The sequence below is a fragment of the Polaribacter litorisediminis genome (assembly GCF_019968605.1).
Lineage (GTDB): Bacteria > Bacteroidota > Bacteroidia > Flavobacteriales > Flavobacteriaceae > Polaribacter > Polaribacter litorisediminis.
On sequence record NZ_CP082966.1, the window covers coordinates 1,611,759 to 1,633,743 of the forward strand.

At 31.5% G+C, this 21,985-nt stretch carries 14 protein-coding genes; 9 read left to right on the top strand and 5 right to left on the bottom strand.

Annotation, left to right across the window (positions count from 1 at the left end; all coding sequences use genetic code 11):
* Positions 1–44 precede the first annotated feature (44 nt).
* Positions 45–1,103, top strand: a complete 1,059-nt coding sequence (locus K8354_RS06945) for a M28 family metallopeptidase (RefSeq protein WP_223446661.1) — start codon at positions 45–47, stop codon at positions 1,101–1,103.
* A 578-nt stretch (positions 1,104–1,681) separates the two neighbouring features.
* On the opposite strand, the gene msrA is transcribed toward K8354_RS06945, so the two are convergent.
* Entirely contained in the window at positions 1,682–2,338 is a 657-nt protein-coding gene (gene msrA / locus K8354_RS06950) for a peptide-methionine (S)-S-oxide reductase MsrA (protein ID WP_223446663.1), read from the bottom strand.
* A gap of 351 nt (positions 2,339–2,689) precedes the next feature.
* Between msrA and dnaX the strand changes: the two genes are divergently transcribed.
* Positions 2,690–4,378: a DNA polymerase III subunit gamma/tau gene (gene dnaX, locus K8354_RS06955; protein WP_223446665.1), complete on the top strand. Its 1,689-nt coding sequence runs from the start codon at positions 2,690–2,692 to the stop codon at positions 4,376–4,378.
* A gap of 38 nt (positions 4,379–4,416) precedes the next feature.
* Here dnaX and K8354_RS06960 read toward each other — a convergent pair whose 3' ends face one another.
* On the bottom strand, positions 4,417–6,246 hold the full coding sequence (locus tag K8354_RS06960; RefSeq protein WP_223446667.1) for a cation:proton antiporter: 1,830 nt from the start codon (positions 6,244–6,246) through the stop codon (positions 4,417–4,419).
* A 552-nt stretch (positions 6,247–6,798) separates the two neighbouring features.
* On the opposite strand from K8354_RS06960, the gene K8354_RS06965 reads away from it, so the two are divergent.
* The 3 genes from K8354_RS06965 to K8354_RS06975 all read left to right on the top strand — a co-directional run bounded on the left by K8354_RS06965 (position 6,799) and on the right by K8354_RS06975 (position 9,926).
* Positions 6,799–8,718 (top strand): cation:proton antiporter domain-containing protein, encoded by a 1,920-nt coding sequence (locus tag K8354_RS06965; protein WP_223446669.1) that lies wholly within the window; start codon positions 6,799–6,801, stop codon positions 8,716–8,718.
* A 108-nt stretch (positions 8,719–8,826) separates the two neighbouring features.
* The gene (locus K8354_RS06970; RefSeq protein WP_223446671.1) at positions 8,827–9,408 is read left to right on the top strand and encodes a MiaE family protein; all 582 of its coding nucleotides are present in this window, start codon (positions 8,827–8,829) and stop codon (positions 9,406–9,408) included.
* Between the two features lie 80 nt (positions 9,409–9,488).
* A complete protein-coding gene (locus K8354_RS06975) occupies positions 9,489–9,926 on the top strand; it encodes a DUF4268 domain-containing protein (RefSeq protein WP_223446673.1) in 438 nt (145 codons plus the stop codon).
* 143 nt (positions 9,927–10,069) lie between these two features.
* Here the strand turns inward: K8354_RS06975 and K8354_RS06980 are convergent, their stop codons facing one another.
* Positions 10,070–10,408 (bottom strand): DUF4870 domain-containing protein, encoded by a 339-nt coding sequence (locus K8354_RS06980; RefSeq protein WP_223446675.1) that lies wholly within the window; start codon positions 10,406–10,408, stop codon positions 10,070–10,072.
* A 420-nt stretch (positions 10,409–10,828) separates the two neighbouring features.
* On the opposite strand from K8354_RS06980, the gene K8354_RS06985 reads away from it, so the two are divergent.
* The 4 genes from K8354_RS06985 (at position 10,829) to katG (ending at position 17,237) form a co-directional block, all read left to right on the top strand.
* Positions 10,829–11,329, top strand: coding sequence for a Dps family protein (locus tag K8354_RS06985; RefSeq protein WP_223446677.1), 501 nt, complete (start codon positions 10,829–10,831; stop codon positions 11,327–11,329).
* Between the two features lie 106 nt (positions 11,330–11,435).
* Complete coding sequence (mnmE, locus tag K8354_RS06990) at positions 11,436–12,830, top strand: tRNA uridine-5-carboxymethylaminomethyl(34) synthesis GTPase MnmE (RefSeq protein WP_223447627.1); 1,395 nt, start codon at positions 11,436–11,438, stop codon at positions 12,828–12,830.
* Between the two features lie 460 nt (positions 12,831–13,290).
* Positions 13,291–13,491 carry a phage integrase SAM-like domain-containing protein gene (locus tag K8354_RS18800; protein ID WP_223447629.1) on the top strand — a complete coding sequence of 67 codons (201 nt, stop codon included), beginning with the start codon at positions 13,291–13,293 and terminating at the stop codon, positions 13,489–13,491.
* A 1,490-nt stretch (positions 13,492–14,981) separates the two neighbouring features.
* A complete protein-coding gene (katG, locus tag K8354_RS07000) occupies positions 14,982–17,237 on the top strand; it encodes a catalase/peroxidase HPI (protein WP_223446680.1) in 2,256 nt (751 codons plus the stop codon).
* Between the two features lie 1,257 nt (positions 17,238–18,494).
* Here the strand turns inward: katG and K8354_RS07005 are convergent.
* Positions 18,495–20,885 (bottom strand): AAA family ATPase, encoded by a 2,391-nt coding sequence (locus tag K8354_RS07005; protein WP_223446682.1) that lies wholly within the window; start codon positions 20,883–20,885, stop codon positions 18,495–18,497.
* A 190-nt stretch (positions 20,886–21,075) separates the two neighbouring features.
* Positions 21,076–21,957, bottom strand: coding sequence for a CPBP family intramembrane glutamic endopeptidase (locus K8354_RS07010; protein WP_223446684.1), 882 nt, complete (start codon positions 21,955–21,957; stop codon positions 21,076–21,078).
* Positions 21,958–21,985 lie beyond the last annotated feature (28 nt).

Here is a 21,985-nt window from a genome sequence, read left to right on the forward strand (position 1 = left end):
ACTTTTGAGAACGAATCTCAAATAATTTAATACTTTTTTAATTGATGAAAAAAATACTTTATGTTGCTAGTGCTATCGCTTTTATGGCTTGTAGTTCTAGTAAAGAGGCATCTAAAAATACAGATGCAAATGTAGATCAGGCTGAAAAATATGCCGCAACAATTACTGCAAAAGAACTAGGAACACACCTTTTTACATATGCTTCAGATGAGTTTGAAGGAAGAAATACAGGTGAACCTGGTCAAAAAAAGGCAGTAGAATATTTAAAAAACTTTTATGTAACAGAAGGCATTATTTCCCCTTTAGGAGGCGATGATTATTTTCAAGAAGTACCCGCAGAATGGATAAATAATAACACGCGAAGAGGAACTTTTAAAGATTCTGAAAACGTCGTTGCTTTTATTGAAGGAAGCGAGAAACCAGAGGAAATTATCGTGATATCTGCTCATTTAGATCATGAAGGTATCAAAAATGGTGAAATTTATAATGGTGCAGATGATGATGGCTCTGGAACTGTAGCTCTTTTAGAAATTGCACAAGCTTTTCAAATGGCTACAAAAACGGGTAAAGGTCCTAAAAGATCAATTTTATTTTTACATGTAACGGGTGAAGAAAAAGGTTTATTAGGTTCTAAATATTATGCAGATGAAGATCCTTTATTTCCATTAGCAAATACTGTTTGTAATTTAAATATTGACATGGTTGGTAGAATTGATGACCGACACAAAGCAGACCCTAATTATGTTTATTTAATTGGTTCAGACAAATTAAGTACAGAATTGCACGAGTTGTCTGAGGCAGTGAATAAAAAATATATGAACATTAATCTAGATTATAAATATAATGATGAAAATGATCCTAATCGTTTTTATTACAGATCAGATCATTACAACTTTGCAAAAAACAATGTGCCCATTATTTTTTACTTTAATGGTACGCATGCAGATTACCATAGACCGACCGACACTCCAGACAAAATTAATTATGAGTTGTTAGAAAACAGAGCTCGTTTGGTTTTTCATACAGCTTGGGAAGTTGCTAATAAAGAAACTAGAATTATAGCTGATAAAGCGGAAGTTAAAGAAGCATCAACAGGAAAATAATTTTCTTTTTTTCTAAATATTTTAAACCAAGTGATGAAAATTACTTGGTTTTTTGTTTTAATCAACAGTAATCTTACCTTTATTTTGATCTAACAAAAGAACATCAAAATGGCGGACTAATACCATCTGCAACTTGAATTTACCATAATAAAACACCCTTTTTTCTTTTACGGTAAATTCAAATCATAAATGGTATAAATTCGTTTCAATTGGTGTCACATTTAAATATGATATACCGCTTTACATGGACATTCAATCAACATTAAGATCTAATTTAAAGTAATAATCTACGAACTTCTATTCAATTATTTGAAGAGTTTTAATTTACATAAACATTCGCTTTGTACTAAAATGATGCTCAGGATAAAATTCGTTTTTAGCACAACAAAAGGATACCCAAATTTCATCATGCAAATAGGTTAAGAAATATTTTTTAATTTTATTCTCTCTGCTCTAATCCAATAAAAAATAGAGAAACTAATTCTAAATTTAATGGTAATGAGCATAACAAATTGAACGAAAATACAACTGCAGATATGTAAAATAAAATTTAAAAATAGGAGTCTGACTAAATAGTTCTAATGCTTATTTTCCTTCAACAATTCAGGAAACTTACTTTTAAACTTATTTAATCTAGGTACAGAAACTGCTTTTACATAGCCTTGATTTGGGTTTCTTCTTTCAAAATCTTGGTGATATTCTTCAGCCTTATAAAATTCAGTAAACTTGGTAACCTCTGTCACTATTTTACCATTGTATTTTTCTACATTTAATTTGGCAATCGCATCGTCTATAATTTTCTTTTCAGAAGCATTGGAATAAAAAGCAATAGAACGATATTGGGTTCCATAATCTGGATGTTGCCCGTTTACAGTGGTTGGATCATGAGAACCAAAAAAAACTGTAACTAAAGTTTCGAAACTCACTTTTTTAGGATTGTAATATACAGCAACAGTTTCTGCATGCCCCGTTCTTCCTGTTCCGATTGATTGGTACGTAGGATTTTTTGTTTGTCCGCCCGCATAACCAGAAACGGCTTCCTCTACTCCTATTACACTTTCAAAAATAGCTTCTACACACCAAAAACAACCACTAGCAAAATATGCGATTTGAGTATTTTCTGAAGGAATGTAAAGTGGCTTTTCTTTTATGGAATCTTCCTTTTTAGAGAAACCCAAACAAGAAATTAATAGGAGAGATATTGCAATGGTAAAAAATGGTTTTATAAATTTCATAGTATCATTAGTTTTTAAATGAATTGTGTTAAATTTTAGTTTTCAAGTTGATTTCATTACCAGATATCTATTCAAATCTTCCGAAAACTATATAAAAAGCTCGAATTCCATAAACCAGATATACTAGCATTTGCTAATTTTCTATTATAAAATTTGCACCAAGAAAAAGCGAATATCTTCTTGGCACAAATTTCCGAACTTTTAATCCGATAAAAAAACTCGAATCATTTTTTTTGTCGCAATTACATACCACTTTATACAATTTGTTTACAACTTTAGCATTTTATTAAGAAACCATCTTGTAAAACAGTAAGTAGATACTTATTTTTGTGACTAAATCTAAATAAATAAATGGAGCATTTTATAGTTTCTGCACGTAAATACCGTCCTCAAAATTTTGTGGATGTTGTTGGGCAACAAGCCATTACAAACACGTTAGATAATGCTATAAAAAATAATCATTTAGCGCAAGCGCTATTATTTACAGGTCCGCGTGGTGTTGGGAAAACTTCTTGTGCTAGAATTTTAGCAAAGAAAATTAACCAGCAAAATGCTGAACTTTCTGAAGATGAAGATTTTGCATTTAATATTTTTGAATTGGATGCAGCTTCTAATAATTCTGTGGATGATATTCGGAGTTTAACAGACCAAGTTCGTATTCCGCCACAAACTGGACAATATAAAATATACATTATTGATGAAGTTCATATGCTCTCTGCATCTGCATTTAATGCTTTTTTAAAAACTTTAGAGGAACCACCTGCACATGCTATTTTTATTTTAGCAACTACAGAAAAACACAAAATAATTCCGACTATTTTATCTCGTTGCCAAATTTTTGATTTTAAGCGAATTGGTGTTTTAGATGCTAAAAACTATCTAAAAATTATTTGTGAAAAAGAAGGAATAACAGCAGAAGATGATGCGTTGCATATTATTGCTCAGAAAGCAGATGGTGCCATGCGAGATGCACTTTCTATTTTCGATAGAGTGGTTAGTTTTTCTGGAAAAAACTTAACGCGACAAGCGGTTACGGAAAATCTGAATGTATTAGATTACGATACGTATTTTAATATGACAGATTTGTTGTTAAACAATAAAATTCCGGAAGTTCTAAATGCCTTCAATACGGTTTTAGCGAAGGGCTTTGAAGGACATCATTTTATAAACGGATTGGCTAGTCATTTTAGAGATTTATTAGTGGCTAAAGATAAAATAACCATAGAATTATTAGAAGTTGGTGATGCCGCTAAAAAGAAATATTTAACGCAGTCAATAAAAGCAAGCATTCCTTTTTTAATGCAAGCTATTCACAAAGCAAATGATTGCGATTTAAACTATAGGGCGAGTAAAAATAAACGATTGCTGGTCGAGTTAACTTTAATGCAGATTGCCTCTATCACTTTTGATGGAGAAAAAAAAAAGCCAGCTAATTACATAATTCCAGCAACATTTTTTCAAGCACTTTCTCCTGCACCAAAGAAGATTATAAAAATTGTTCAGAAAAAAGTTGCACCTTTAGAAACTCAAAAACTTTCAGAACAAAAACCAAAACTAGAAAAACCGGTTCTAAAGTCTGCCCAAAGACGCACATCATCACTTTCTTTAAAAAGTATCCATCAGAAAAAAGTAGTAAAAAAATCTGTTGTTGAAGAAAATTTTGACAATCACCCAAAAGATTCTTTTACAGAAAAACAATTACAAGATCTTTGGATATCTTATATCACTTTTCTTCAGCAAAAGGGAGAAAGAAGTATCGCTTCTATTTTTGCCACTGATGTTCCTAAATTAGAACCTAATTTTAAAGTTTCTTTTTCAGTGCCGAATAAATTAATGGAAGAACAGTTTAGAAAAGGAAGACCAAAATTATTGAATTTTCTGCGTAAAAAATTGAATAACTACGGAATTGATATTTTTGTTAAACTTAATGAAACCATTGAAAAAAAGTTTGCCTATACACCTTTAGAAAAGTTTAATAAAATGAAAGAAGTGAATCCGTTATTAGAAAAATTACGTCAAACTTTTGAGTTAGACTTGTAACAAAAATGTATAGGACTATTAGATTTAAAAAAAGTGGCTTATTTTTCTTGAAAATCCATTTCTTTGCCCAAATAAGACAATACCAAATCTTTCATTTCTAATCCAAGTTTTTCAAACTCTGCAATTAAAAGAATATCGTCACCTTTTTCAATGAACAATGGAATTGATTTTTCTTCTTTTCCCAAAAGTTTAATGGCATTCTGATATTCTTCTTTAGAGTTAATACTAACCTCATGAATTACAGGGCTTTCCCTAAAAGCCTCACTTAAATTAATAAAATCATCATTGGGTGTAAAAAATGTTTTTCTTTGCTCATCCGTTGCATTTTTAGCTTCAACAGAAGATGCTATTTTATAAGCACCATGTTCTCCAAAATCTTTAGAAAAATTCATGATGGCATGGTTATTTACTGCATCACTACCCGAAATGGCTATTAAATAACCAACATCATTTAACTCTATATTATCCGTTAAATTATCATCATAGATATCCATGATAATCGCTTCTAAATCCTCTTCTAGAGCTTGCTCAATAAAATACTTATTCGAATCAATTAATACAATACGTTTCCCTTTATCTCTTAAATATCCGGCAATTAGTCTAGAAGGATTTGAAGCACCTACAAATAAAATTGCATCTGAACTCTTTAAAAACACGCCTACCATTTTCGCAAATAATCTAGCTGTGGTAGCATTTAATAATACGGTTCCTAATACAATCATAAACACCAAAGGGGTAATATATTCAGCACCTTCCACGCCTTCTTTTAAAAGTTTACTTCCAAATAATGAGGCAATTCCTGCTGCTACAATTCCTCTTGGACCTACCCAACTAATAAATAATTTTTCATTTAATTTTAATTTTGAATTCATGGTACTTGCAAAAACGGCTAAAGGTCTAATTACAAAAACAATAATCGCAAACAAAGTAGCAGTTTTCCAGGTATATAAAAGCATTAAATCATTCATATTAATGTTTGCTGCGAGCAAGATAAATAGAATTGAAATCAATAATACGCTTAAAGATTCTTTAAAATAAAGCAATTCTTTTAAGTTTTTTAATTTTCCGTTTCCTAAAACCATTCCCATTACCACGACTGCTAAAAGGCCTGATTCATGAGCAAAAACCTCTGATTCTACAAAAACCAATAAAACAGTTGATAAAGAAACTACATTTAATAAATAATGAGGAATCAATTTTTTATTAATTGCATACGCCAATGCATGGGCAAATGTAAAACCAAAAGTTGTACCGAATAACAAGATTTTACCAAATTCAATTAAAGCTGTTTTGGTAAAACCGCCGCCACCGCCAACACTAATAAACTCAAAAACTAAAACGGCAACCAACGCTCCTATAGGATCAATTAAAATGCCTTCCCATTTTAAAACAGTAGAAATATCTCTTTTTAATGGAATATTTCTTAAAATTGGTGTGATTACAGTAGGACCTGTAACAATGATTAAACCTGCAAAAAGAAAGGAAAGATCCCAACCTAAATCAAAAATATAATGTGCTAAAATACCTGCGCCAAAAAATGTAATTGCCGATCCTAAAGTAATTAATTTTGTGATTACAGGACCTACATTTTTAATTTCACTTCTTTTTAAAGTCAATCCGCCTTCAAAAAGAATGATACTAATTGCTAAAGAAACAAAATAATACAAACTCTCTCCAGGAAACAATCCTTTTTCACCGTTCCAAACAGGTTCTATCCATTTAGTGCCATCTTCGCTAAAATAAGTAGCAGCAATTGGTCCAACCAGTAATCCTATTAATATTAAAGGTAATATTGCCGGAATTTTTAGCTTCCATGCAACCCATTGTGCCAATATTCCTAAAATAATAATTCCTGCTAATTCTATCATATTTTTAAATCCTTATGAATTGCTAAATTTAAGCATGTTTAGCCATCTTTAAAATTAAATTCAAAGTTTTTTTCTTAATCACAAAGATTATCAACAAAACAATCAAAATTATAAACAAGTTATTATTTGTTGAAATTTAATAAAACAACTATTCGTTTCGGTTAAGTATAAAATGAACAGGATCTTAGAACATTTATTATTTTAATTTTAGTGTTGTCCGATTAAAATTAGCTAAAGAGTTTTAAAGTATTGATAGTATTGATTTTCAAGAGCTTTTAAAGTAGTACACCTTGCTTTTAAAACCGCTTTAGAATTTATGATGCATCGAAAAATTTAAAATCATAATAATATTTTTTTCAGTTAGTTACAGCCAAGTCTTTGTTCTTGATTCTAACAGCGAAAGCGGTCTTTTTATCTTTTATCAGACAACAATGATTTAATTTACTGGTATTATTTAAAGATTGGAACTTTCTATGATTATAAAGAAGAATAATTTGCGCAACACTGTTTAATTTATATCTTTAGCTTTTAGCTTTACCAAAACAAACTTGAATGCCCATAAAATCAATACTATTTTTTTTAGTCGGATTTGTAATCGTTGCGATAGCAGCCAATCAAATTGCTAAAGTCTTTCAAAAAATTAAATTCCCTCTCATTACAGGTTTAATCATTACAGGTATCATTGCTGGTTCTTCCGTTTTAAATTTTATTCCGGTTGATGCCATCGATAAACTACACTTTTTAAATGAAATTGCATTGGCTATTATTGCATTTTCTGCGGGTTCTGAACTTTATTTGAATGATTTAAGAAGTAGAATACAAAGCATTAAGTGGATGACTATTGGTCAATTAATAATCACTTTTGTGATTTCTTCTTTGGTCATTTATTTTGTAGCAAATTCAATTCCTTTTATGGCTGGTTTGCCTGCAAAAGCTAAAATAGCGATCTCTATTTTATTCGGAACTATTTTTGTTGCACGTTCGCCTTCATCTGCCATAGCCGTTATTAATGAAATGCGGGCAAATGGTCCGTTTACCAAAACGGTAATGGGTGTAACGGTTGTAAAAGATGTTTTAGTAATTATCCTGTTTGCTATTTGTTTCTCCATATCAAAAGCGTTTATCAATGGCGATGAAATTGGTATTTTCTTTTTGGTCATTTTATTTTTAGAGTTGGTTGCTTCTTTCGGAATTGGATATCTTCTTGGTAAGTTGCTACAAATCCCTTTTAATTATAAAATTCCGCAAAGTTTAAAAGCTTTTATCATTGTTATTATTGGTTACGGAGTTTATATTTTTGCTTACTATGTAAAATTAGAAACGGCTATTTATTTGCATCACGAGTTTGTTTTAGAACCACTTTTAATTTGTATTATTGGTAGTTTTGTGTTGACTAATTACAGTAAACATCGAATTGAGTTTTCTGAATTGTTAGAAGAAATTAGTCCTTTTATATATATTGTTTTCTTCACTTTAACGGGTGCTTCTTTATCGTTACAAGTGCTATATAGTGTCTTCGGAATTGCATTTGCCTTGTTCTTTTTACGTTTACTAACGATGTTTTTTGGTGGAATATTTGGTGTTTATGCAGCCAAAGATAAAAAGGAATATCGCTTTATTGCTTGGATGCCTTATTTAACGCAAGCCGGGGTTGCCTTGGGTTTGGCAACCATTATTTCTAACGAATTTCCTACTTGGGGTTCTGAATTTGAAGCCATCGTTATTGCTATTATCGTCATCAATCAATTAGTTGGACCACCGTTGTTTAAATGGGCGTTAAATTTTGTAAAAGAAAGTCATACCAAAGCCAGTTTGCAACAGTTTGATGGCACAAGAGACGCCGTAATTTTTGGTGTAGAAAGTCAATCTATTGCATTAGCTAATGAACTAGAAAAGAAAAATTGGGAAACTCGTTTAATAGGATTTGATACCACGGATTTTAATAAGCAAACTAATTTTGAATATGTGCATTTAGAAGATATTTCTTTAAAAAGTATCTTATCACTTCAATTAGAAAAAACAGAAGGAATCGTTTTAATGTTAAGTGATGAAAAAAATTATCAATTAGCAGAACTAATTTACGAAAACATTGGCACAAAAAATGTGGTAGTCCGGTTAAACAAAAGAGAGAATTTTGATAAATTTCATCAATTAGGAGCCTTAATTATCGAACCTGCAACCGCCATGGTAAGTTTATTAGATCATTTTGTACGTTCTCCAAATGCCACCTCTCTCCTATTGGGTATGGATGAAAATCAAGATTCTATGGATGTAGAAATTAGAAATGAAGATATTCACGGAATGCGTTTACGAGATTTACGTTTACCTTCTGATGTGTTGGTTTTATCCGTTAGAAGAAGAGGTCAATTATTAGTTTCTCATGGATATACTCGTTTGCGTTTGGGAGATATAATGACTCTTGTGGGCTCTAAAACAAGTTTAGAAGCCTTAAATTTTAGATTTGATACTTAATAATCATGTTTCATAATTGTAAATAATGCTTTTAAATTTGATAAAGTTTTTGTCTGTTTTACACTAAAAATAGGAATATGTTTTACTTTTACATTTTAAACCATATCGATGTTAGGATTACAATTTGAAACCACAACTTCTTGGGCAGAAATAGCCAAAGATAATTTACAACAAATACTTACAGATCATGCTTTTTTAGAACAAAAAGCAGCCTCAAACGCCGTTTCTATTATTATCAATTATTCAGAAGAAACTGAATTGGTAAAAGAAATGAGCAATATTGCTATTGAAGAAATGCAACATTTTAAAATGGTACATTTATTAATGGTAAAACGAGGAATGGTTTTAGGACGTGAGCAAAAAAACGATTATGCGATACGCTTGCAGAAATTTTTTCATAAAACAAAAGATAGAACCAATGCTTTGGTGCAACGTTTATTAGTGGCAGCTTTAATTGAAGCGCGAAGTTGTGAGCGTTTTAAAGTGTTTTCTGAAAATATGGAGGATGAAGAATTGTGTAAATTCTATAACAACTTAATGATTTCTGAAGCCAACCATTATACTACTTTTTTAAAATTTGCAAGAGCATATCAAGATAGAAAAATTGTTGATGAAAAATGGAATTCCTTACTAGCTTTTGAAGCAGAAATGATGAAAGAAAGAGGCAATTTGGCTAAAATTCATGGGTAGAAATACTCAAAGTTCAATATTTAAAATTCTAAATTTTGAACTTGAATCTTGAATCTTAAACTTTAACCCTTCACTACAAAATGTTCTCTAAAGAAGAAGCTGCTGCTTTGCGAAAGTTATTTTGGACCAGTTTTGGAAAATCTTTTCCAAGAAAATGGTTACTATACAACACTAAAATAAAAGGGTTCTCCTTTAAATTTGTTGCGGATAGAAAAAAAGCAATGGTTTGTTTAGATTTTGAACATCCGGAAGATATTGCGAATGAATTGTTGTATGACCAATTAATTTCTTTAAAAAACCTATTAGAAACAGACTTTTTACCAGATGTTATTTTTGACGAAAACTATCAATTAGATTCAGGTAAAATTATTAGAAGAATTTATGTTCCTTTTGATAGTAAGTTTAGCATCTATAATAAAAATACTTGGCGAGATTGTTATGAGTTTTATGTTGATAACATGAATCAATTTGAACTCTTTTTTTATGAATATGAAGACTTTATACGTCAAGCAATTTAAAACCTAACTTTCTCTTCATACTTCAATACGCCCGCGTTAAGGATTGTAGTGAAAATCCTTTTCATTTGTTTAAATGAAAAGATTGTAGCGAAAAGCCTGACCAAGTTTTTTTACTTGGTAACGCCCAAAAAAACATACCTATATTATTTGATAAATTTTATGGATAATGGATAATTCGGAACCTCATGATTACTAGCCCTTATAGCATTTATAATTGGAAATATCAGATAGAAAACACCGATTGTAATTAAACCTAAAATACCTAAACCCAAAAATAAAATCAAAGGAATACAAATTAAAATGTATAAAAACATGGATATTCTAAAGTTTAAAATTGCTTTGCCATGCGCATCCATTCCTAAAATTTCATCTTTTTTAGTGAGCCATAAAACTAACGGAACAATGAAACCTCCAATACCAGTTGCAAAATCTAATAATTGACTTAAATGTGTTAAAACCAATAGCTGTTTATCTTCTTTCATTTTGTTGATTAATTTTGTTATACCTCTACAATTAGGCGTACAAATTCTTGTTTCGTTACACGAATTAATTACAAAACTAAACATCTATTTTAAATAATCCGTATCCGAAGTTCAATAAATTTTTAAAAATAAATGAATTCAAATGGCATTTATCATTGTAAATTATAGTGATAACATGTGTTTTTTACTATAGTATTTTATCAAAAAAAACAGTAACTAAGTCTTTACTTTTCCTTTTATTAAAAGAAAAAAATGATCTTCTTTAACATATTTTCAAAAAATAATAGTGTTATTTTTTATGAATTAAATTAAAAATCACCCTTCTTTTATATGCGCTAATATCTAAATTGTATGAGCAAATTCTAACTAAAATTTAGCGTTAAATTTGTGTTGAATAAATTAATAATTAAAACTACATATATGGATTACTTGAACATAGAGAAGGAAAAAATATTACCTGTAGTAACTGAATTGAATGTTTTATTAGCCAATTATCAGGTATATTATCAAAAATTAAGAAATTTTCATTGGAATATTTTAGGAAAAAATTTTTTTGATTTACACAGCAAATTTAAAGAAATGTACCACGATACAAGGATAAAAATTGATGAAGTAGCAGAAAGAATTATCACCTTAAAATATCATCCGATAAGTAAACTGTCTGATTATTTAGAAGTCTCAAAAATAAAAGAATCAAGTCCGTTATTATCTGATAAAGAAATGGTTGAAAATATCATTGGAGATCATAAAATTTTATTAGAACAATTAGGAAAGGTAATTAACAGAGCAGAGAAAGCAACAGATCAAGGTACCGTCGATTTAATTCGTCCTTATGTTAGGCGGTTAGAAAAATCTACATGGATGCTAAATACTTGGTCTAAAGACACCAAAAAGGAAATGAATACAACTTTTGTAGAATAATAAAATTTTTTATTATATCGTATTTTTGTATTTTTAACGATGAAGCTCAACACATAAAAAGTGTTGGGCTTTTATTTTGTGTAAAATCTTTATGTATTTTTACATCATGATTCAAAACGATACTATTATTGCATTGGCAACTCCTTCTGGAGTTGGTGCAATTTCTGTAATAAGACTTTCTGGTGACAATGCTATTGCTATTGTGGATGCATTTTTTAGATCCATAAAAAAAGGAAAATCATTAAAAAACCAGAAAACACATACCATTCATTTAGGACATATTTTGGATGAAGAAATTATTTTAGATGAAGTTTTAGTTTCAATTTTTAAAAATCCACGTTCTTATACTGGAGAAAATGTAGTAGAAATATCGTGTCATGGATCTACTTTTATTCAGCAAGAAATTATTCAATTATTTTTAAAGAATAATTGCAGAATGGCAGATAATGGCGAGTTTACCATGCGCGCATTTTTAAATGGTAAAATGGATTTGAGTCAGGCTGAAGCTGTTGCCGATGTAATTGCTTCTAATTCTGCCGCAAGTCACCAAATGGCGATTCAGCAAATGCGAGGCGGCATCACCAATGAATTAAAAGAATTACGCGGACAATTGTTAGATTTTGCAGCTTTAATAGAACTTGAACTCGATTTTTCTGGAGAAGATGTAGAGTTTGCGGACAGAACAAAGTTTAAAGAATTAGTGGCTAAAATTACCTTTGTTTTAAAACGATTAATTGATTCTTTTTCTTTTGGAAATGCCATGAAAAACGGAATTCCCGTAGCTATTATTGGGGAACCTAATGTGGGAAAATCTACCTTACTAAATGCACTTTTAAATGAAGAAAAAGCCATTGTTTCTGATATTGCGGGCACTACTAGAGATGCCATAGAAGACGAAATTATTATTGACGGTGTTGCCTTTCGATTTATTGACACTGCTGGCTTAAGAATTACAAAAGATGTAATAGAAAATATTGGGATAAAAAAAGCGTATGAAAAAGCAGATAATGCACAACTCATTATTTTGTTAATAGATGCCAATAAATTTAGTACGGCTCAAGACTTATTTCTAACTGAAATCCAAACAATAAAAACTCGTTTCCCCAATAAACGTTTGTTAGTCATTGCAAACAAAATTGATCATCTTTCTCTAGATCAAACTACTATCCTACAATCTGAAATTGAGAATTTAATTCTAATTTCTGCAAAAAATAAAACGGGTATTGATGCTTTAAAAGAAGAACTTACGTCTTTGGTAAATATTGGTGCTTTGAGTAATAATGAAACGATTGTAACCAATTCTCGTCATTTTGAAGCCTTAAACAATGCTCTACAAGCAATTACCTCTGTAAAACAAGGCATCGATTTAGAAATTTCTACCGATCTATTTTCAATTGATATTAGAGAATGTTTACGATATTTAGGTGCAATCACAGGAGATTACGATGTTGATAAAGATATTTTGGGGCATATTTTTAGCAACTTTTGTATTGGAAAGTAATTACCTTTCTTTTAACACATAACTAACTGATATTATGTAATTTAAAATATTTTACTTGCTTTTAGTTGTTGCCTATTCATTCTTTTTTAATTAAATTTATTGTCCAATCGTTGCCTTTATTGATTATTTGTTGCCCAAATTGGTAAATTATTATTTATATAAATAATTATGCACTATAGCGCTACATAATGTATCATATAAGGCTCTACCTCACTCCTAACCCAAAAACCCAAACAGAAAGAGTCGTAAATAAAAAGACAAAACAATGAGCTGAAACTATTTGCGCTCAATGACAAATAGAAATGCAAAATGGAATTTATGGATTTTAAGATATTGAAAAGTTAAAAAGCGGCTTTATCAGTTATGTAAAAATATTAGCAGAAACAAAAAACAATAGTGATGGTAACTATGGCAACCAGAATAGCTTGTTAAACACTTATATAAATTTTGTCCAAATGATATTACTTTTAAAGATGTAGATAAAAATTTTGTACAAAATTTTAGAAATTATTTTGATAAGGATGCAATTGCTAGAGCTGGAAAAAAACTATCTCAAAACTCTAAACATTCATGTTTTGGAAAATTTATGTCAAGTTTAAAACAAGCTATTAAAGATGATATTCTAAAAAATAAATCCTGGTCAAAATGTAAAGCATTTTAAACAAGGCGAGCCTCCTCATCGTGAATTCTTAACATTAGATGAATTACAAAAAGCAGTAAAAATAGAATGCGAAATTCCTATTTTAAAACTGCCTTTATTTTTTCAACATTAACCGATTTAAGGTGGTCAGCTATAGAAAAATTAAAATAATCTGAAATTTAACACTTCAAAGAAATGGGACATTACATAAGATTTACCCAAAAGAAAAACGTTGGAAAGGTATGCAATCTCGCTGTAAACCTTTAACTGTGCAATTATTTCCTTACTTCAAAAACTATTGCACCATATTCCAAACTATTACAACATTTATGGCTGATACGTGGTAAATCTAGTGCTATACTGTTGCTTTGTTGATTTTAAATTGTTTATATAAATCGTTTAAATTAAAACCCATCACAAATAGCTCGTATGTAACCGAAATATTGAAAACTCTTTCCTTTCCCCCTTTCACATTCCTTTTAAAACCCAATCCCAAACGGTCGTTTTACCCCTTATTCTTCCCAATGGATCAGTCAACAAGGCATATATCGTTGGCCTATCGGCACGCTATATGCTTAGTTATTGGCTGTAGGTTTTTGTTTTTTCAATTTATTGAATCATTGAATATTCTTTTAGCTTCTTTTATGTTAATTCTCGCCTTTGTTCCGTGCTTTTCTAATAAATGGAGTAAGTTACCACCATTAAGTAAAGTTAAAGGTTTTCCTTTAGCATCAAGGGTTAAAATAACTTATCATTTCGGGCATTGAAAAAATAAATAGATATTAACTAATTTAAAAAAGCAACTTGTACCCCTTGTTTATTATATACTCGATGTGTGCCCAGTATGGACATCTTTAATTTATCGAAAGATAAATAATTAATCTAGAGGGTGCAAGACCCTTATGGGCAAGGGGTAACCCTTCGGCTTCGCTCAGGACATGCCAAGCAGAAACCGCACCAGCCTGCCGGAAGGCAGGTACAGAGGCATAAGTATTTGGGTCAGCGAGCACATCTTTGTAACGCCCAAAAGAGTAACAAAAGGGTAAATATGTAGACACTCCATATCATTAAAACTAAATTTATGGATTTTTGTTGATGAATAAATCTTATAAAACAAAGCCTCTCATTTTTGCAAGGCTGTTTCATATTTAGAAACATTGTTGTCCGATAAAAGATAAAAAGACTGCTTTCGCTGTTAGAATAAAGAACAAAGACTTGAATGTAACTAACTGAAAAACAATATTATTATGATTTTAAATTTTTCGATACATCATAAATTCTAAAGCGGTTTTAAAAGCAAGGTATGCTACTTTAAAGGCTCTTCAAAATTAATATTATCAATACTTTAAAACACTTTAGCTAATTTTAATCGGACAACACTAATTTAGAAATGCTGTGCTATATTATATTATTTTTTTGAATGACGAAAGTCATTTTATTGCCGTTTTACTTATCTTATATTTGACCTGCTTGCTCAATTAATAATTAGCATTAATCTAAAACTTAAGTATATGAAAAAAATTATTTTAGGCTGCTTGATAGTTGTCATAAGTGCACTATTTACGACATGTCAGGACAAGAAGGAATCTATAGATGCTTATTCAGGTGCTACCAAGAAAAGCATTTCGAATATGAAAGCTACCAGCAATAGCGATTGGTGGCCTAATCAGTTAAACTTAAGTATGCTTCGTCAAAATGCTGCTTTATCGAACCCTATGGGTAAAGACTATAATTATATCGAAGAATTTAACAAACTTGATTACGACGCGCTTAAAAATGACATTCGTAAAGTATTGACAGAGTCACAAGATTGGTGGCCTGCAGATTATGGTAACTACGGTGGCTTGTTTATTAGAATGGCATGGCACAGTGCAGGTACGTATCGTACGGGCGATGGACGTGGCGGTTCAAGGTCTGGTCAGCAACGTTTTGCTCCCCTCAACAGCTGGCCTGATAATGTTAATTTGGATAAAGCAAGACGGCTTTTATGGCCTATAAAACAAAAATATGGTGATAAAATTTCATGGGCTGATCTATTAATACTTACAGGTAATGTAGCTCTTGAATCAATGGGTTTTGAAACTATTGGTTTTGCAGGTGGTAGAGAGGATGTGTATGAGCCTAATATGGATGTATATTGGGGTAAGGAAACCAAATGGTTAGATGATGAGCGTTATAAAGGGGATCGTGAACTTGAAAATCCTTTAGCTGCTGTGCAAATGGGATTAATTTATGTGAATCCTGAAGGACCAAATGGTAATCCCGATCCTGTTCTTGCTGCCATAGATATTCGTGAAACGTTTGGTAGAATGGGGATGAATGATGAAGAAACAGTCGCTCTTATAGCTGGAGGACATACCCTAGGAAAAACACACGGTGCAGGACCCGCTTCTCATGTTGGTCCTGAGCCTGAAGCCGCAGATATTGAAGAGCAAGGGTTTGGATGGAAAAGTACGTATAAATCAGGTAAAGGAGCTGATGCTATTAGTTCTGGTCTAGAAGTCATTTGGACCTCTACACCTACCCAATGGAGCCATTTATTCTTTTTTAATTTATTTGAAAACGAATGGGAGTTGAGCAAAAGTCCAGCAGGAGCACATCAGTGGGAGGCTAAAAATCCAAAAATGATGGTTCCAGATGCTTTTGATTCAGAAAAAATGCATAATCCTACGATGCTAACGACAGATTTATCATTACGATTTGACCCTGTTTATGAAAAAATCTCAAGAGAGTTTTATGAAAATCCTGATAAATTTGACAAGGCCTTTGCACGTGCCTGGTTTAAGTTAACACACAGAGATATGGGGCCAAAGACGACTTATTTAGGACCAGAGGCACCAAAAGAAGATATGATCTGGCAAGACCCTATTCCTGCAGTAAATCATGAGTTGATTACTGCTAAAGATATTTCTGATTTGAAAGCATCGGTTTTAAATTTTGGTTTAACAATCAGCGAAATGGTTTCTACAGCTTGGGCTTCAGCCTCTACATATCGTGGGTCTGACCGCAGAGGTGGTGCTAATGGTGCAAGAATACGCTTAGCACCTCAAAAAGATTGGAAAGTAAATAATCCAGAGCAATTAGCAAAAGTTTTGACGGTACTTGAAAAAATTCAAAGTGACTTTAATGCTAAATCTGGCGCTAAGAAAGTATCCCTGGCCGATTTAATTGTTTTGGCAGGTAATGCAGGAGTTGAAAAAGCAGCTTCAAACGCAGGGTATCCTATTGAAGTTCCATTTACACCTGGACGCATGGATGCCATCCAAGAGCAAACAGATATAGCGTCTTTTGAGTTACTAGAGCCTATGGCTGACGGTTTCCGAAATTATTTAAAAACTCCATATAAGATTTCCACAGAAGAGTTGTTACTTGATAAAGCACAATTACTCACACTAACACCACCTGAAATGACTGTTTTAGTCGGAGGTATGCGCGCTCTAAACGCTAACTTTGATGGATCGAAACACGGCATATTTACAACAAATAAAGATAAATTAAACAACGATTTCTTTGTTAATCTTTTAGATATGAGCACGGAATGGAAAGCAACTTCAGATACAAAAGAAGAATTTGAAGGTAAAGACAGAAACACTGGAGAAGTTAAGTATACAGCTACCCGCGCGGACTTAATCTTTGGTTCAAATTCCGAATTGAGAGCTTTGGCAGAAGTTTATGGTAGTAGCAATGCCAATGAAAAGTTTATAAAAGACTTTGTCGCTGCATGGGAGAAAGTTATGAAACTAGATAGGTTTGACTTAATCTATTAATAAGTCTTAATTTAATAGCTTGCGTAATTAAAGTATCTGCTTACTCAAAAAGCCAAGAATGATTTTTCAGCAATAAAACCAGTCCTTTTGGGCTGGTTTTACTGTTTTTCGAAAGCGGCAAAGCCTAAACGATTTGAGAAGAACAAATTTATCGGGAAAAACCTACAATTTCTTATACCCTAAGCATAATATTTTAAAACTGAAAGCAGCCAAGTTTTCAACTTCAACAGCAATTTATCTTATATACTCAGTTGTTAGGAATAGCTTATGCCTCTTTTTCAGGATTTTGAATTGAAAAGTCGGTATAAAATCAATTAGCCGATATTTGTTATAAAATATTCGAACCAATAATTTGGTTACAAGTTTTGTAATTTTTAAATGTGTACCAACGTGTTTGTAATCGAGTAGGTAAAGGGAGTTTCACCCTAAACCTCTCACAGAACCGTGCTTGAAAGTCTCCCCTCACACGGCTCTTCTTATACAAATCTAAGCGATTTTTACGTTATTTATAAATTCATCCTCAAATTAATTGAGTTGATAAATAAATAACTGCGTATAAGCTAAGCCCTTTGCTCCATTTCCATTACAGAAACTTCATCACTACTGCGGCTTAGTCTGCCTCTGCTTATAACTTCGGTATGCTACCTCTTGGTTGTTCCAATTGAGTATTTCCCTTTTTACTGGAAGCGAATCCTCTAGCGGTAGCCTTAAACAAGTCTGACATTTATAAGCAGTTTCCCAAGTTCCGTAAATAAGCCTAAATAAAGGTCTTGCCACCTGAATGACGCCAGACTTACAGAAAATAAATAGGTTACTTCTGTAATTATTATACTCTAATTGAATTCAATAATTTTCACTCAGTATCATACTTCGTAGCTTTTGACTGGAGGTTTGCAACTTCTCGACACCTCATCAGCGGTTCATTTTCATTCAACTCCTTTATTCATACCTGCCAACCTCATGGGCTGGATTCTCCTAAACGCTCAGCACCATAACTGTTAATTACAGCACCTTTAGGTGGTTTAAAGTCTCGCTTATACAACGACTCTGATAGACCTACCATCATCTTATTTACAGCATTCAGTCAGTTTATTGCCGTGACTGATTCTTGGCACACTATGGTTTGTTGCGTGGTTTAAGCACCTAATTTAGCAAATAAAAACCGAATAGAAAATCCGCAAGGATTTTCGTAAGTAGGCTAGAACTAGCAATAAATTATATACGGTGTTACCAGCTGGGTTTTGTTCTTTAATCCATTTAAAGTCTTGTGTCAATTAGCATTAAAGTATCTTGTATTAAATTGTCTAATTCACTTGCAGTAATAGTATGTGGGTTTATTCCGATTATCGAATAGTTAGGTGCAGGATTTCCGTGATGTGGCATCCAGGAAACACTATTTATCAGATTCAAATTATTGATTATATCAGAGCGATTTCCATTATCTCTGAAAATCACACCTGATGTATCTAAAAATGAAATTAATCTACCGAATGTCTGTTGTCCAGTCATTGTTCGCAATTCTCTATAGAATTTAAAGCGTAAATGAGATTCTAAAACGTTTCTCAACCATCCGAGAACTGTATCTTTTATAGAGTGGTCTGGATTAGTTCGGAAATTTTCTAACGCTTTGAGATGTTTGAAATAATCATTTTGTACTAATTCCTCAAGGTTGCAAGGTTCTAATTCAGATGAATTGGCTGAGAAGTTTTGTTTAATTCTCAATGTACTTTTATCTGCAATAGGAATGTCTTTTCCAATGGCGTGCAAAAAATATTCATTATGACTTAGAACAATTACTTGTTTAAGTTGAGATAAAGCTGATTTAATTATACCAATAGTATATGTTCTTCTATTTGTGTCTAAACTTGACAAAGGATCATCAAATACTAGTATTTTATTTTGATGATTTGGGTCTATATCAAGCTTTGATAAGAAAAAAGCTAAAGCAATTGTACTTTTATCTCCTTCACTCAAACATTCTTTTGCGCTAAGAGGTTGATTAGTATCAAATGAAATGGGATTGCCATTAATCGTAAGCGTGTAATTTATCTTACTTTGAGTAGCTCTTCCTCGTGGTGCAATATGCTCTACAGTATCAATTCTAAACGGTGTTTTGAAAATAGCACCTAAATAATGATTAATTCTGGTTTGATAACTGCTGAAGAATGCGGTTGCTGCTGTATTTTGTTGTTGAATTAATATTGGATATGCAGTTGTTAGCGCTCTCAAACGTTGCTTTTCAGCAACTATTTGATTGCAAATTTGAACAATAGCTGGCTCAAACCTTTTCTTAATTCTCTTTAATCTATCAACTTCTAATTGAGCATTTTCTATTGTTTGAATTCCGCCTTTAAATGCGGTTATAGCAGTATTGTATAATGTAACACTTTGATTATATGCAGTGATATTCGTTGTTAAATCTTGTATTAATGTTTGAAAAGTGGTTAATGAACTTGTATTTATGGCTGTTGTTGGATTTTGTATTTTTTGTTCCACTAATGAAATTAGAGTTTGAAACTCTGTCTGTAATTCACTAGCATTTGAAATCAATGAATTTATTGGCGCTTGAACCGTATTCGGTAAATGATTTGCCCAAAATGTAATTTTACTATTATTAGATGTGCAACCAGTATTTATGCCTTGAATGGTGGCGTCCAAATTAAAATTTTGAAGTGATGTTAGATGTGTTCTTAACCTAACTAAAAATGCATTGAATTCTTCTTTAAACTTACTTGTGTAAGCACTAATAATATCCATACTATTATTAATACTTTGTTGGCAGAATGGACAATTTAAATCTGTTTCGTTTTTAGATTCTTTAGAAGTAATATATTTATAACCAGTTTGAAGCCAATTTTCGGCTGATTGAATGGTATTATCATTTAAATCTTGACAGTGACTTGCAAATAACTGTTCTAATGTTTGATTTTGAATAGACTGTATGGTTGTTTGTAAATCTGTGAGTAAAGTTGTAAAATTAATATTTGCATTAACAGGCGCAATCGGTATCGTTAATTGTAAAGTTTGGATTATAGAATTTGCCCTTGCATTTGTTAATTTCAATTCTGCAGCTGTAATCGCTGGGTCAATTCCATTGAAATCTGTTGATGGTATTGACAAAAAGCTGGTAATTAATTCAGAAGTAATATTGTTGCCAACTTGCTGAATTAATTGTGATTCTAGAATAGTTTGATTCTGTCTTGAATTTGCTTTATCTAATTTATTTTGCTCTATTTGATTTTGAATAGCAACACCTTGAGCACCAATAACAAATTGGTGAAGTTGTTTTTTATGTTCTTCGTTAAAGTCAAATCCAGAGTATATATTTTCATTAACAAAATGAATGTCAAAAATTTCAATATTAGGAAAGGGTCTTGTCCATCCAGAAGCTCCAAAAGTGTGATAGATGTTTGGTGTTCCAAGCTGTGTTATTTGAGCAGCTTGATTTTGAGTATGAGCTGTAGAAATTCTACTTCTAATTATTGAAGGATTATCCGAAGTAAGCGACCTAAGTACAGAAGTCAAAGTTGTTTTTCCGCCACCATTATCTCCATAAATTAAAGTAAGTTTTTTGAAATTAACTTGTCCTGTGGCTGTGTAATTACGATACTTTCCTATTGATACAAGTTTCTCAATTTTATTAATCATATTCTAATTTTGCTTTGATGCGCAATGTTTCTTCAACCTTGTTGCCAACGGTCTTGTGTATGGTTAGTTGCGTGGTTAAACAACTAAGTTAGCAAACAAATCACAGATAGAAAATTCCAGCGGAATTTTCGTAAGTCGGCAGTGACCTAGCAATTAAATATACACGTTGTTGGGCTTAGTCTTTCTTCTATTATTTAATTGTTTTAGGGAAATGTTTATCGAAAAAACCTTTTTTATTTAGTAACACTATTAATGCTAATAGCATTGCATAAATAATAATTCCTGTGTAATCGTAAATCCAAGAGGGGAAATTTGAAATCTTAATATTATATAAACCACCTATTTCCCAATTTGTTCCAAAAAACGTAAAATTAACCCAATTAACACCACTATGGACGCCAACTACTAACCAAATAGAACGAGAATAATAATATAAGAGAGAAAAAACATATGAAAATCCAAAAAGACCTATAAAATAATGAGCATCAAACTCTCTTGCTATAAAATGCCCAAGTGTAAATATTAATCCCATTATAACAAAAATGATATGCGGATTTATGTATTTTTTTAATTTTTCAATTGGGTATGCTCGTGTTCCAAGTTCTTCAATAAAAGAATTCCACGCTATAAAACCAATAAGAAAGTAAATGTAATATCCAACATAAGTAAGAAATGAAACGCTATCGGGAACAGTAATAGGATTGTATTCTATGGTTTCTGCACTTATACCATAAATTATGTTTTTACTCGCTACTATTATTACACCAAATAGGAAGCCGAAAAATAGATTTCGTCCAATTTTAGGTTTAAATCCAAGTTGACTTAATGGTTTTTGATGAATATATTTTTGCGCTAACCAAATTATGGTGATGGAACATATTCCAAATAGAAAGAAAAAGAAAATGAGACCAAAACTTGGTTTAAAGTTTAAACCCGTATTCTCTTGAATATTTATCCCAAATAACGATGCTAACTTTACTAAAGGCAACATTATTGCAACAGATAAAAATACAACCATTACTACTACCAATATTTTAACTGCTAAATATTTTTTATATTTTTTTCTTATCATTTTTATCATAAGACAAAAGTATTTAGTT